The following is a 13949-nucleotide window of genomic DNA, read 5'->3' on the forward strand; positions in this document are numbered from 1 at the left end:
TTCACTCTCCCCCAGTCTTGGGGGAGAGTTTTTTTTCCGCCGCCGCCACGCCCCGTCAGCAGTTCGTCCCAGCCACCCCGTAACAGTGCTTGTCTCAACGTGCCGGGTGCCGCACGCCTTCAAATCGCGTTCGGATCGCGGCACCGATCCGCGCGAGCGGGAGAACCTCGACGGCCGCGTTCAACTGTCCCGCCGCCTTCGGCATCCCGTAGACGACGCAGGTAGCCTCGTCTTGGGCGATGGTGTGCCACCCGCCGTCGCGCAACTTGCGGAGGCCGCGGGCACCGTCGGCCCCCATCCCCGTTAGCAACACCGCCACGCCGTTCGGGCTTCCCACCGGGAGCAGGCTTTCGAAGAAAAGATCGACGCTCGGCCGGTACGGGGACGAATTTGGTTCGTCGGTATACTGGAACCGGCCCGCGCGGTCGAGGATAAGGTGGCGTTCCCCCCCTGCAACGGAAACCGTTCCGACCGCCGCCCGTGCCCCGTCCGGGCAGACCCCTACCGGCCGGCCGATGCGGGCTGACAGCCAACCCGCGAGCCCGGGGGTGAAGTCCGACCCGATGTGCTGCACGACGACGACGGCGGCCGGGACGTTCGGCCCGAGGTCGCTCAAGACTTGGGCGACGGCCGCGGGGCCGCCGGTCGACGCGCCGATCGCGATGAAGGGCAGTTGGCCCGCACTCGATGCGGTCGCCGCGGGTGGCGAGGAACCCATCACCTGCGGCACCGTGAAAGGAGACGCCGTCTTGGCGATGGTCGCCAGCCGGGCAAGCAGGGGGGCTTCGCCGCGAACGGTGCCGTCCGGGCCGAGCGTCGGCGTGTTGACGGCGTCGAGGCCGCCGGCCCCGAGGGCCTCGTAGACGCGCGTGAGGTTCGTCCCGATGCTCGACGTCACGATCAAGATCGGGCAGGGCGTCGCGGCCATGATTTGCCGCGTAGCCGCCGCCCCGTCCACGTGCGGCATGACCAGGTCCATCAGGATCGCGTCGGGCTTGTCCGCCGCCGCCTTCGCCACCGCTTGCGCGCCGTCGGCCGCCTCCCACGCCACCTGGTAGCCGGGCACGCTGCCGACCACGCGGCGGAGCACGGCCCGCGCGAGGGCGAGGTCGTCGACGATGGCGACACGGAGCGGGTTCATGGCTCTCCGATCTGGGCGATCACGGCCTCCACGAAGGTGTTGTCGTGGAAGCTCGCTTTCGTCAGGTAGTGGTTGGCCCCCGCCTCCAGCCCGAGCAGGCGGTCCGCGTCGCGGTCCTTGTACGACACGATGATCACCGGCAGTTCGCGGAGTTTGGCGTCTTCGCGGATGCGGCGGATCAGTTGCAGCCCGTTCATGCGCGGCATGTCCACGTCGCTCACGACGAGGTCGAAGCTCTCCAGTTGTAGACGCCGCCAGCCGTCCTGGCCGTCCACGGCCACTTCCACGTCGTAGCCCCGCGCCCGCAGAATTTGCTTCTGCACTTCGCGGACCGTGATCGAATCGTCGACCACCAGCACGCGCTTTTTCGTCGCCTCCGGGCGAACGCTCTCTTCAACCCGGCGGAGGGTGCCCGTCTGGATGAACTGGTCCATCGACCGGCACATCTCCTCCACGTCCACGATCAGGACCGGCGAGCCGTCGTCGAGGATGGCCGCGGAACTGACGTTCGGCACCTTCCCCAGTCGCGGGTCGAGCGGGCGGACGACGAGGTCCTGCTCGCCGCGGAAGTTGTCCACGATGAGGCCGTACAGTCCGCTCGTGTCGCTGATGAGCACCACCCAAATTTCGGCATCGACGACCGCGCCGGCCGGCAAGTCGAGGAGTTGTGAGGCTAGGACCAGCCCGACGCTCTGCCCGCCGACGGTGATGAACTGCCGGTGCTGGAGGGATTGCACGTCGCCCCGGGGGACCCGCAGCAGCCGGTCGATCCGCGTGTGCGGGAAGGCGTAGGGCTCGCCGGCGATCTGGACGAGGACGGCCCGCACCACGGAGAGCGTGAGCGGCAGCATCAGGTGGAACGACGTCCCGCGGCCGAGGACTGTCGTGATGTGGACCGACCCGCCGACCTTGCGGACGGTTTCGAGCACGACGTCCAACCCGACGCCGCGGCCCGAGACTTCGGTCAATTGCGTGGCCGTGGAGAAGCCGGGGAGGAAGAGGAACTCTAGCAACTCCGCTTCCGTCATCCGCTGCACCATCTCGGCCGGGGCGAGGCGGCGGTCGAGGATTTTTTTCCGCAATCGCTCGACGTTGATGCCGGCCCCGTCGTCACTGACCGTGATCGAGAGCATCCCGCCGCGGTGGCCGGATTCGAGCTTCATCACGCCCTCGGCCGGCTTGCCGCGGGCCGCACGGACCTCGGCCGGCTCGATGCCGTGATCGATCGCGTTGCGGAGCAGGTGCGTGAGCGGGGCTTCGAGCTTTTCCAGGATGTCGCGGTCCACCTCGGTCGCCTGCCCGACCACGTCGAGCCGGACCTGCTTGCCGAGCATTCGGGCCGTGTCTCGCACGAGGCGGGGGAAGCCGTGCAGGCCGTCGGCGAACGGCCGCATGCGGCTGACGATCACCTCCTGGTAGAGCCGGGAGTTCAAGTCCTCCGCCTGGCTCGCGTGGCTCTCGAACTCGCTGATGCGGTCGGCCAGCAGCTTTCGGCTGCGGGCGGCCAACTGGACCGCCTCCGCGACGGCCTTTGCACTCGCGTCCGTCCCCACGGTCTGGGTCAAGAGTTCGAGCCGGGCTGTGATGTGGTCCTGGAGTTTCTTGAGGCCGGTCAGGGCGGTGGCGAACGGCTGGAGCCAGCGGGCCTGGACTAGCGACTCCCCGGCCAGGCTCATCAGGCGGTTCAAACTCTGGGCCGTGACGCGGACGACGGCTTCGGTGGCCGGTGGACTCGCGGCCGGGGCCGCAATCTCGACGCGGGCCGGAACCTCCACGACCACCGGGGCGGCCGCGGGGGCAGGCGGCGTCTCGCCGCGGTTGATCGCGGCCACCACGTCCTTCAGCCGCGACACGTCCTCATGGTAGGCGGCCGCCCAGTGGCCGGGGTCTTCGTGGCCGAGGCCCGCGAGCCGATCGGTCGCCCGCAGGAGCGTATCGACCGAGGCGGGCACGATCGTGAGCGTTCCCGTCTGGGCCGCGGCGAAGCCGTCTTCCATGAGGTGGGCCAACTCGACGGCAGCGTCGAGGCCGACGATCCGGCACGCCCCCTTGAGCGAGTGAGCCGCCCGCATCAGCGGCTCGATCCGCTGCGGGTTGGCGGGGTCGCGCTCGAGGTCGAGCAGGCCCTCCGACAATCCCGCCGTGTGCGTGCGAATCTCCTCACGGAACAATTCGAGCATCGACGGGTCGATCGAGAAGCTGCGTTCCGTCGGCGCGGACACCGGCACCGCCGCCGGTGCGGGCGCCGCGCGAACGACGGGCGGCGGGGGCAGGGGAGCCGGCGGCGGGGTTGGCGTGGGCGGCGTTCGGCCATCGTTCAATTCGCGAATCTCCTCGGCGTGCTTTTCCGCCCAGGCGTTCGGGTCGTCGTGGTCGAGTTGCGACAACACCTCCACCATTCGGCGAAGGCGGTCGAAATCGGCCGCGGTCAACTTGGCCCGGCCGGACGCCGCGCCGGCGAGGGTCGCGTCGATCCGGGCCGCCAATTCCGCCGGAGCGGCGTAGCCGAGGATGCGGGCCGCGCCGCGGATCGTTCGCGCCGCCGCGGCCATGCCCGCGAGTGGTCCGGTGGCGTCGGGGGCGTGTTCGAGGTCGAGCCGCCCGCGCGTGAGCGTGGCGAGGCCGGCCCGGACTTCTGCCCGGAACAGGTCGAGCAACGGATCGACTTCGACTTCAAAATCGGTCATCGCAGTTTCGTCCGCAGGACCTCGAACAGTCGGCGTTCGTCGAGCACGCCCACGGCCAAATTCCGATGGTGGAACACGCCCCGCGACAGGTCGGCCGCCGCCCGCGAGACGGTGGCGGGCGACCGCCGCAACTCGCCCCGCGGCAGGCGGTGGACTTGATCGACCGCGTCCACGGGAAACACCCAGCGGTCCGCGTCGCGGCGCACGAGCAGCAACCGGCCGGTGGCGGGAGTGGTCGGACTTTCCGCCGGCGCGGTGATCCCGAGGACCTTCGCGAGGTGGACGCACAGGTGGAGTTCGCCGCGGACGTTCACCAGGCCCGCGAGAATCCCGGTGCGGTGCGGTACGCGGTGGACCGGCTTCGGGTTCGAGACTTCGACGAGTACGTGCACCGAGAGGGCGAGCCATTCGCCGCCGACGCGGAAGACCAGCACGCTCTCGCGATCGCCGCCCTCGTCCTCAACCGGCGCGGCCAGTCGCGCCGCCCACTCGTCCTGGTAGCCGACGGGGGCCGGCGCGTCCAGGAACCGGCGGCCGGCGGCCCCGAACACCGGGCAGTTCTGGCAGTGGACGTGCTGCACCAGTTCCGGGCACGACCGGTCGCCGCGGACGCCGATGCGGTTCCAACAGTCGGTCGGGGTGACGGGGAGTGCGGTCATGGGCGATCCCCCGCGGCGACCCGCGCGAGCCGGGCGCGGAAGGAATCCGCCTGCTCCAACCGGCCCGCTGCCTCGCTGAGCAGCATGGCGTGCGTCAGCGCCTCGGCGTGGTTCGGGTCGAGGTACAGTGCGCGGCGGAACGTGTCGGACGCCAGCCCCAACTCCCCGCGGGCCTGGTGCAGAACACCCAGGAGCAAGTAGGCGTCCACCGACGGTCCCGCGGTGCCGAGGACGCTCTGACATTCCGCGATTGCCTGGGCCAACTGCCCCGCGTCGGCGAGGCAGCGAGCACACGCCAGATTCGGCCCCTCCGCCTTCGGCGGTTCCGGCGGGGTCGGGTTCGAGACGGGTCGTGGCGAGGGGCACGTCGGCGGCAATGGGGCTGATACTGGCACGGGAAGCTTCGACGGCTCGATCCGTGGGACCGCGTTGGCCCCAACCGCTGAGCGGCTGAAGAGGAAGTGTTCTGCCGGCCCGACGGGGCGGAACGGCCGGCCGGCGAAGGCGGACGGCTCCGCGTGGCCGACGCCGATCCAGCCGTCGGGCACCAGTTGGGCCGTCAGGCCGTCGACCACGCGCTGCCGCGCGTTCGGCGTGAGGTAGATGAGCAAGTTCCGACAGAGGATCAGATCGTAGCCCGGCGGGTTCGTCGGGGGCGTGGCGAGAACATTGCCGACGCGGAACCGCACGCGCTCGCGAACTTCGCGCGACAGGTCCCACCCCCGCTCCGTGCGCTGAAAGTAGCGGTCTCGCACCCACGCGGGGCACTGGCGGAAGGAGAACTCGCGGTACTCCGCGAGGCGGGCGGCCGCGACCGCCCGTGGACTCACATCGACCGCGTCGATTTCCCAGCCGGCCGGCGGGAGGTTGGCCTCGCTCAATGCGATGGCCAGCGAGTACGGCTCTTCGCCCGAACTGCACGGCACGCACAACGCCCGAAAGACGCGGCCGGTCCCGATCACCGCCGCGACGCGGCGGGCGAGATAGGGGAACACCTCGCCGCCGCGGTAGAACCACGTCTCCGAGACGACGAGCAGTTCCGCGAGGGCCTGGAATTCCTGAGCGTCTCGCTTCAGCCGGTCGGCGTACGACGACAGATCAGCGACCCCGACCGCCTTCCGCCGCTCCGTGACGGCCGTCCCCAGGACGGACTCGCCGAGCGCCTCGGCGTCGAAACCGAGGCGGTCTTCGACCACCCGCCGGATCGCGTCGAGGCTCATGCCGGAACTCCCGCGGCGAGAAGAATCTGGCGGCGGGCGGCCGCGGGGAGCATCCGCTCCGGGTCGAGGAGGCGCAGCACGCCCCCGCCGTCCGCGACGGTCGAGCCGAGGTCGATGCCACCGTCTTCGACGAGGGAATTCATCGCGGGCACGCCGTCCGGCACTTCGCGCAGGTCAGCCACCTGTGCGGCGAGAATGCCGTAGAGGTGCTCGCCGGCCGCGTCGCCCGCCACGGGCAGGAGGATGATGCGGCTACTCAGGTGGTGCGGGCAGGGGGCGTGACCGGCGAGTTGGTGCAGGTCGATGACGGGCACGACGCGGCCGTGGTACACGAACACGCCGGCCAGCCACGCCGGCCCGCCGGTGGGCCGTTGCAGGCGGACGCGCGGGATGACCTCCCGGACCCGGCGGATGTCCAGCCCGACCGCTTCCGGGCCGATCTGGAAGGTGAGCAACAACATGACTCACACCTTAAACTGGGCGACCTCTTGGTTCAGCAGTTCGATCGACCCGCGGAGGTGGGCCGTCGCCCGGTTGAACTCCTCGAGCGACGTGGCCGTCTTGCGGATGTCGCCGCTCATACTGACCATCGCGTCGTTGATCTGCCCCGCGCCGACGGCCTGGTTCCGCATCCCCTCGTTGACCTGTTCGAACCGGTCGCTCAGCCCCGACACTTCCGCGATGATCTGCCCCGTCTGGGTGTTGATCTCGCCGACGCGGGTGACGCTCGTGCGGACCTCGTCGCTGAACTTGTCCATCTGCATGACGCCCGTCGCCACGGCCTCTTGCATCAGCCGGACGATGTTCTCGATGTCGAGGGTGGCGACGGCCGTCTGGTCGGCCAGCCGGCGGATTTCGCGGGCCACGACGAGGAACCCGCGGCCGAACTCCCCGGCCTTCTCGGCCTCGATGGCGGCGTTGATCGACAGGAGGTTCGTCTGGTCGGCGACCTTCGTGATGGTGAGGACGACCATGTTAATGCTATCCGCCTTCTCGCGGATCGTGGCGAGTTTGTTGGAAATGGAGCCCGTGGAGGCGACCAGTTGCTGCATCGTCTGCTCCATGCCGCCGAGCCGCTCGCGGCCCGCCGAGGCCAGCCGCGCCGCCTGGTTCGCCCGGCCGTTCACCTCGTTCATCGTGCCCGAGAGTTCCTTCCCCGTGGCGCTGATCTCGCGAACGGCGGCGGCCACTTCCGTCGTCGCACTGCTCAGGCCGTTGACGGTCGCGTCTTGCTGCCGGGCGGTAGCGGCGATCTGGGACGCGGCCGAGAGAATCTGGAGGCTCGACTCGCGAACCTTCGAGACGACCGCCTGAATCTTCGCGACCATGCCGTTGATCCCCTCGGCGAGCTGCCCCATCTCGTCCCGGGAATCGACGGGTACCCGGGCGGTCAGGTCGCTCGCCCCGCTCGCCATCTCCCGCACGCGCGCGAGCAGCACCTCGGCCGAGTTGTGAATGGTGACCGACAAGTACCAGCCCGAGAGGCCGATGAGGACGACGGTCCCGAGACTGATCAGGAACAGGGTGGAGTTCCCCCAGTGGACCTTCCGCTTCACGTCCGCTTCCTCGGTCGCGTTCATTTCCAAGCCGACTTCGACGGCGCGGTCGATCGCCTGGCGGTGCTGCTGGTACGTCGCGCGCATCCGCGTCACGAACAATTGATTGGCGGCGGCCTTGTCGTTCTTCGCGACCAGGGGCAGGAACTCCTCCTCGGCCATGCGAAAGAACTGGTCCGTCGGGGGAAAGACGTCCTTCTCCAGAGTTCGCTTCAGCGGGCCGTCGAACAGGTCGCGGCGAACGAACTCCTGCCGCTCGCGGTAATCGGCGTGGAGCTTGCGATAGTGTTCGAGGACGGACCGGGACTCGGCCGGGTCCGTCACCACGAGGAGGAGCGAGAGTTGAAACGCCGCCTCGGTGGCGGACATCGGGCCCGGTTGGTAGTCGGAAATCACCGACTTGCGGAGCATGAGCCGGTCGTACAGCGGCCCGCTCACCGCGTACTCGCCCGCCATCCAGTACGTGAGGCCCAGCGTCGCCGTGAAGCCGAGGACCGCGTTCACGACCAGACCGTACAGGCGGGTCTTGATGCTGAAGTCTTTGAGCCGTTTCATGATCCCCTCGGGCGAACAATCAGAACCGAATGTCGAGGATGGAAAAGTCGTCGTCGAGAATCTCCGCGCGGCGGAGGCGGCGGGCTTCCGCGTACAGCAGGCCGGGCAGGTCGGCCGTGCGGTCGAGGCCCGCCACGAACGCCACGAACTCGTCGGACGGCCAGTACGTGCCGTCCGGCCGTTCGATTTCGCAGACGCCGTCGCTGTAGAACAGGAGCCGCGCCCCCGGCGGAACCGTCACCTCGCCGCCCTCGAAGGGAAGCCCCGGCGGGAGCATCCCGATCCAGGGGTTGCCCGATTCCAGTTGCGTCACGCCGGCGGCCGGATCGAGCAAAAGCCCCGCGGGGTGAGCCGCGTTGCAGTAGCGAAGGGTTCGGCTCGTGCGGTGGTAGACCGCGTAGATGATGGTGAAGTACTTGCCGTCTTGCCGGTCCATCTGGAAAGTGTCGTTCAGGCGAGTGAGCACCTGCGCCGGGTCCCGAAAGTCGGTGTCCGGTAGCGACCGGGCCGCGATCGTGTTGGACGCCGACACGGCCAACAGCGACGAGCCGACGCCGTGGCCGCTGACGTCGAGCAGGTAGAGCGCCAGGTGGTCGTCGTCGATCCAGTAATAGCCGAACATGTCCCCGCCGAGTTGCGTGGACGGCACGAACTTGCCGTCGGCGAGCACTTCGCCCCGCAGCGGCGCGGGGAGCAGCGACTTGACGTACCGGGCCGCCTGCCCCACTTCCTGGGCCAACTGCCGTTCGCTCTCGGTCAGTCGGCGGTACGCCTCGTTGCGTTCGAGCAACCGCTGGTACGCCTCAGAGTGATACCGGACGCGGGCCACGAGTTCGAGCTTGTCCGGCAATTTAACGAGGTAGTCGTTCGCCCCCAGCGCGAACGCCTGGGCTTTCACAACGGGTTCTTCCTTGCTCGACAGCACAATCATCGGCACGTCGCGCGTGCCGGGATTGGCGCGGAAGAACTTGACGAGCAGCAGCCCGTCGATTTCCGGCATCACCAAGTCTTGCAGGATGACCGTCGGCTGAAAGGCCGTCGCCGTCGCCAGGGCCGCGGCGGGATCGAGACAGTGTTTCAACTCGACGGCCGGATCGTCTCCGAGCATCCGCCGGACCGACTCGCCGACGATCGCTTGGTCGTCGACGAGCAGGACGCGCGTGCGTCGGGCGGAACTCGCCCGCGGGTCTCCGAAGCCCGGTTGGGGAGAAATGTTCGTGGGCGCGGCATGGGACATTACCCTAACCTAACAGGCTACCCGATCCGGAGTGAAGCTGATTGGATCAAATGGAGATTTCGCAACCGCCCGAATGTGGTGATTGTGCGGCTTCGAGCGATTATTTCTGTAAGTCTCGAAAGCGGGCTGAGAAAGCGGATGCGTCTTTGACACCTCATCGTTGGTCACGATGAACTTTCCCACAAAGACGGCGTGGCGATGCGGGCGATGTTCGACGACGGGTTTCCGCAATCGCAGGCCGACCGAGCCCGACGGGAGACAGCGCCTGACCTGGCACGGGTGGTTTAAAGTGAAAGCGTCACAGGGTCGGTTTGTCCGACACGATTTCGGCAATAACTTGGATGAAAGGACGCTATCATGACGTCGCAGATGTTTGCGAATGACCGTCGTGGCAACTGATCCTGGCATCGGCCGAACAGGGAGGTGATCGTTGGACAAGTCTTTACACACAACCCAACTTTGCCAGCTGATCGAGGAAGTGTCACGGGGCAGCCAGGCGGCGAAAAATGAACTGTTTGAACGGATCGACCGGCGGTTCCTTCAACTGGCCCGGCGCATGCTCGGGGGCTTCCCACGCCTGCGGGGGTTGGAGCAGACGGACGACGTCCTTCAGTTAGCGCGAATGCGCCTCCTGCAATCCCTCGGGTTGTTGGAGTTTCAGTCCGTGCGTGCCTTCTTCGGCCTGATTGCCGAAATCCTCCGGCGGACGCTCCTCGACTTGGTCCGACATCATTACGGTCGAGCCCCTCGCGCCCAGCGGTGTAACATCGACCCCGAGGATGCGGGGCTGGCCGACCCGCAAGTCTTGCGACGGCAGCTCCGGCTTGAGATCCACGAGGCCGTAGAACGGCTGTCGGCCGAGGAGAGGGAACTCGTCGACTTGTTGTACTACGACGGGTTCACCCAAGAAGAAGTTGCGGAACTCTTCGGGACCAACGTTCGCACCGTTCAACGGCACTGGGCGCGGGCGAAGGCCAAGCTTTTGACCCTGCTGAAGTCGTAAACTCACTTTCTTACGCCGACCGGACTGACGCACGACCACTTCGAGGGTTCCGTGGACTCCGACCTGCCGCCATCGTCCGAGCACTCTGCCGACCTGACGGCGGATTCCACGGTGGACTCCTCGGCCCCCACCACTCATTACAGTGACCTCCGCTTTCTGGACCGCCTTTTGTCCTGGGATTCCGAGAGTACGACCGCGGGCGGCAAAGCCCCTGCGGTGAGTCCACCGGTCGGCCCGCTCGGCGACTACGACCTCGTGAAACTCCTCGGGCAAGGCGGCATGGGCATGGTTTACGAGGCCCGGCACTGCGTCCACGGCCACGTCGTCGCGCTGAAGACGATGTGGTGCGACGATCCCGCCGCCCGCGCGCGGTTGAAACGCGAGTTCCGCCAGTGTTCGGATGTCGTGGGCCCGCACCTTGTGACGCTGTATGAGTTGTGCGTGGACGGGCCATGTTGCTTCTTCACGATGGAGTTGGTCCGCGGGGTGGACTTCCTCGCGCACGTCGGGGGCGGTCCGGGCACGGTCTTTGACGAGCCCCGCCTTCGTGCCGCCCTCCCGCAGTTGATCGACGGCGTGTCGGCGTTGCACGAGGCCGGGCGGTTGCACCGGGACGTTAAGCCGTCCAACATCATGGTCCGCGAGGACGGTCAGGTGGTGCTCATTGATTACGGCCTGGCGGTGGAGATGCACGCTTGGCGGAGTCACGGGAGTTTCGAACACTTGGCCGGGACGTTGTCGTACATGGCCCCCGAGCGATTTCGGCGGGAACCGGTCTCGCCCGCCAGTGACTGGTACAGCGTCGGCGTCGTCTTGTACCGTGTTCTCACGGGACAATTACCGTACCCCGGGAACGACTGGGGGACGTTGCACGAACAGATTCGAAACGCCCCGCCCGCGCCGGCTGTCCTGAACCCGGACGCACCGGAAGATTTGAGCGCGCTCTGCATGAATCTTTTGGCGCACAATCCGGCCGACCGTCTGGCCGGGCCGCAAATCCGACAGTGGCTTGACCACCGCCGGGTGGCGTGGCCGACCCGACCAAACGCCGGATCCGAGTACCCCGTTGAACCGTTCGTGGGACGGGCCGATCACCTCGCCCGGATGAAAGCCGGCGTGGAATCCCTCACCTCCGGCCAGCCCAGTTTGATGCTCCTGGCCGGGCGTTCGGGGGTCGGAAAGTCCACCTTGCTGCGCAGGTTCCTCGCGAGTCTACAGACGTCAAAAAACGTCCTGGTCTTGGCCGGCCGCTGCCTGGAACAGGAACGGGTGCCGTTCAAAGCCTGGGACGCGGTGATCGAGTCGCTGATCCGCCACCTCCACCGCATGAGCGTGGTGGCCATTCAATCGCTCATTCCCCTCCACGCCCGGGCGATGACGCGGGTCTTCCCGGCATTCGGTCAAATCCAAGCCTTTACAGCGATGCCGGACCGCGGATCGGTGGACTACGACCAACACGAACTTCGCCGCCGGGCGATCCTCGCCCTCCGCGAACTGCTTTGCCGACTGGGCAATCAGTACGTTCTCGTCCTCGCCGTCGACGACGCGCAATGGGGCGACGAGGACAGCATCGACCTTTTGGAAGCCGTGCTGCGGCCGCCCGACCCGCCCACGCTCCTCTACCTGGTGAGCTACCGCATCGAGAACCAAGATTCGAGCCCGTTCACCCGCCGGCTGCTGGACGCGACGGCCCCGCTGATCGCCCCGGCCCGTCAGATCACCTTGTCGGTTGAAGAACTGTCCCCCGCGGAAACGGAGGAGTTCGTCGTCTCGCTCCTCGAACCGGGGTCCACCGTCGCGACCTCGCAGGTCGCCCAGATCGTGCGAGAATCAGAAGGCAACCCGTTCTTTGTTCGCATGTTGGTCCGCCACCAACTCCTCGGCATGCGATCGGATCGGCTCGACGACGGGGGATCCCCGGGAACTCTGGACCAAGTCTTGCTCGGGCAAATGGAAACGCTCCTTCCGCTCGAACGCCGCCTGCTCGAAGTGGTCTCCCTCGCGAGTGGCCCGTTGTCGACCGACCGCGCCTGCCGCACGCTCGACATTTCGCCGGCCGCGGGGCAGGAAACGATTCTCACGCTCCGGATCAAGCAATGGCTTCGAACCGAACGCGCGGTCGATCAAGAATCGTTGGAAGCGTACCACGACCGCATTCGCGAAGTCGTCGTGCGGCACCTGCCCGCGGGCGAACGAAAAGAGTGGCACCGGCGTTTGGCAACCGTCCTGGAAGACACCGCCGCCGGGGATTTGGAACAGATCGCCATCCACTGGTCGGGGGCCGACGAGAAACAGAGGGCCGGCCAGTACTTCGCGATCGCGGCCGACCAGGCGGGCCGCGCACTCGCGTTCCACCGCGCCGCCGTACTGTACCATCGCAGTTTGGACCTCCTGTCGGCTGAGGAAGCCCACCGCCTGGTGTTGCGGAAGAAAATCGCCGAAGCCCTGGCGCTCGCCGGTCGGGGAGCCGAAGCGGCCGGGGCGTTTCTCGCCGCCGCCCAGGAATGCGAATCCGAGGCACTCGCGTTGAGGCAACAGGCCGCGGAGCAATATCTGAAAAGCGGGAACGTCGACGTCGGTCTGGAAGTCTTCCGCACGGTCCTCCAGCAGATCGGGGAACAATGGCCGACGTCCCGGCGGTGGTTGCCCCTGGCCCTGCTAGTCCGTCGGGGCCGCTTGTGGCTGCGGGGCCTCCGATTCCGTCGCCGGAACGCGAGCGACGTTCCCGCCACGGAGCTGACGCGCCTGGACGTCTGCTGGACCGTCTACGCCGGGCTGAGTTTGGTGGACCAGGTGCGGGCCGCGTACTTCCAGGTCCGGGGCTTGCACCTCGCACTCCGCGCCGGTGAGCCGTTCCGGGTCGCGCGCGCGATCATGTCGGAAGCGACGCACATCGCCACGGCCGGTCCTTCCGCGCACCGGCGGGTGGCAATCTTGTTTGACGAAGCCGACAAGTTGGTCCGCGAGTCGAACACGCCCCAGGCCCGCGGGTTACTTCACATGGCGTCCGGCATCGCCATCTTTTTGGAAGGCCGGTGGCACGCCGCCCGGGGCAAGTGCGTCCAGGCCGTTGAGACGTTGCAAGCCGAGTGCCCCGGCACGACGTGGGAACAGGTGACCGCCAACACGTTCCTGTTCTGGTCGCTCACGTACCACGGCCGGTTCGCCGAGTTGCGGGCGCGGTTCCCCGCTTGCTGGAACGACGCACTGGCCCGCGGTGATCGGAACGCCGAGTTGAACTACGGCACGTATTCGATGATCCTGTTGCGGCTGTGCGAGGACGACGAGCCGCGCGGCACCGAGGAGTTGCGGTGCATGCAGGGGCAGTGGGTCCAGCAGGGCTTCCACGTCCAACACCTCAACTGCCTGTGGTCGCGAACCAAGTTGGACCTGTACGCCGGCCGTGCCGCGGCCGCGTGGCAACGCCTCGAACTCGCGGACCGCGAAGTCAACCACTCGTTCTTGCTGCGCATCCAGGTCTTGCGCGTGTACCACCGCTACCTCCGGGGGACGGCCGCACTCGCCGCAGCAAGCCAATCGTCGCGCCCGGCGGAACCCTTGAGGCGGGTGAGCGAGACAATCCGGTTGCTCGGGAACGAGGACGCGCGCTGGGCCCGCGCGTTGGGCGGCTTGCTCCGGGCGGGGTTGGCGGCCCGGGGCGAGGACCGGGCCGCAACCGCGGCACTCTATCGCGCGGCCGCGGACGAACTGGCGGGCGTGGAAATGGACCACCTGGCCGCGGCCGCACGCTATCGGCAGGGGCAATTTTCCGACCCCGCCGAGTCGGAAGCCTTGTGCCGAGACGCGATCACCTGGATGCGCCAACAGGCGGTCGCAAACCCCGAACAGCTGATCCACCTGTTCGCGCCTTGTCACCCACCCTAGAAGGCC

Annotated in this window: 9 protein-coding genes; 2 read left to right on the plus strand and 7 right to left on the minus strand. The window is 67.6% G+C overall.

The features are described from left to right. Positions 1-94: 94 nt before the first annotated feature. Genes cheB through PX52LOC_RS43590 form a run of 7 tightly spaced genes read right to left on the minus strand, consistent with a single transcriptional unit; the run spans position 95 to position 9055 of the window. On the minus strand, positions 95-1141 hold the full coding sequence (gene cheB / locus PX52LOC_RS01940; protein ID WP_149108498.1) for a chemotaxis-specific protein-glutamate methyltransferase CheB: 1047 nt from the start codon (positions 1139-1141) through the stop codon (positions 95-97). Further along, positions 1138-3828: a hybrid sensor histidine kinase/response regulator gene (locus tag PX52LOC_RS01945; protein ID WP_149108499.1), complete on the minus strand. Its 2691-nt coding sequence runs from the start codon at positions 3826-3828 to the stop codon at positions 1138-1140. Before PX52LOC_RS01945 ends, cheB begins: the two co-directional genes overlap by 4 nt. After that, complete coding sequence (locus PX52LOC_RS01950) at positions 3825-4487, minus strand: chemotaxis protein CheW (RefSeq protein WP_168218760.1); 663 nt, start codon at positions 4485-4487, stop codon at positions 3825-3827. The genes PX52LOC_RS01945 and PX52LOC_RS01950 overlap by 4 nt, the downstream gene beginning before the upstream one ends. Then, positions 4484-5707, minus strand: a complete 1224-nt coding sequence (locus PX52LOC_RS01955) for a CheR family methyltransferase (protein ID WP_149108501.1) — start codon at positions 5705-5707, stop codon at positions 4484-4486. The genes PX52LOC_RS01950 and PX52LOC_RS01955 overlap by 4 nt, the downstream gene beginning before the upstream one ends. Beyond that, entirely contained in the window at positions 5704-6168 is a 465-nt protein-coding gene (locus PX52LOC_RS01960; protein ID WP_149108502.1) for a chemotaxis protein CheW, read from the minus strand. The genes PX52LOC_RS01955 and PX52LOC_RS01960 overlap by 4 nt, the downstream gene beginning before the upstream one ends. A gap of 3 nt (positions 6169-6171) precedes the next feature. Beyond that, positions 6172-7818, minus strand: a complete 1647-nt coding sequence (locus tag PX52LOC_RS01965) for a methyl-accepting chemotaxis protein (RefSeq protein WP_149108503.1) — start codon at positions 7816-7818, stop codon at positions 6172-6174. Positions 7819-7837: 19 nt separating this feature from the next. After that, entirely contained in the window at positions 7838-9055 is a 1218-nt protein-coding gene (locus PX52LOC_RS43590; RefSeq protein WP_149108504.1) for a SpoIIE family protein phosphatase, read from the minus strand. Positions 9056-9485: 430 nt separating this feature from the next. Between PX52LOC_RS43590 and PX52LOC_RS01975 the strand changes: the two genes are divergently transcribed. Then, positions 9486-10058: an RNA polymerase sigma factor gene (locus tag PX52LOC_RS01975; RefSeq protein ID WP_149108505.1), complete on the plus strand. Its 573-nt coding sequence runs from the start codon at positions 9486-9488 to the stop codon at positions 10056-10058. A gap of 51 nt (positions 10059-10109) precedes the next feature. Further along, the gene (locus tag PX52LOC_RS01980) at positions 10110-13943 is read left to right on the plus strand and encodes a serine/threonine-protein kinase (RefSeq protein WP_149108506.1); all 3834 of its coding nucleotides are present in this window, start codon (positions 10110-10112) and stop codon (positions 13941-13943) included. Positions 13944-13949 lie beyond the last annotated feature (6 nt).

Origin of the sequence: Limnoglobus roseus (assembly GCF_008254045.1) — a bacterium.
In the GTDB taxonomy this organism is placed as follows: domain Bacteria; phylum Planctomycetota; class Planctomycetia; order Gemmatales; family Gemmataceae; genus Limnoglobus; species Limnoglobus roseus.

Bases quoted from the DNA above. Each gene is read 5' to 3' on its own strand.
- cheB (WP_149108498.1), bottom strand. From the start codon at position 1,141: ATGAACCCGCTCCGTGTCGCCATCGTCGACGACCTCGCCCTCGCGCGG.
- PX52LOC_RS01945 (WP_149108499.1), bottom strand. From the start codon at position 3,828: ATGACCGATTTTGAAGTCGAAGTCGATCCGTTGCTCGACCTGTTCCGG.
- PX52LOC_RS01950 (WP_168218760.1), bottom strand. From the start codon at position 4,487: ATGACCGCACTCCCCGTCACCCCGACCGACTGTTGGAACCGCATCGGC.
- PX52LOC_RS01955 (WP_149108501.1), bottom strand. From the start codon at position 5,707: ATGAGCCTCGACGCGATCCGGCGGGTGGTCGAAGACCGCCTCGGTTTC.
- PX52LOC_RS01960 (WP_149108502.1), bottom strand. From the start codon at position 6,168: ATGTTGTTGCTCACCTTCCAGATCGGCCCGGAAGCGGTCGGGCTGGAC.
- PX52LOC_RS01965 (WP_149108503.1), bottom strand. From the start codon at position 7,818: ATGAAACGGCTCAAAGACTTCAGCATCAAGACCCGCCTGTACGGTCTG.
- PX52LOC_RS43590 (WP_149108504.1), bottom strand. From the start codon at position 9,055: ATGTCCCATGCCGCGCCCACGAACATTTCTCCCCAACCGGGCTTCGGA.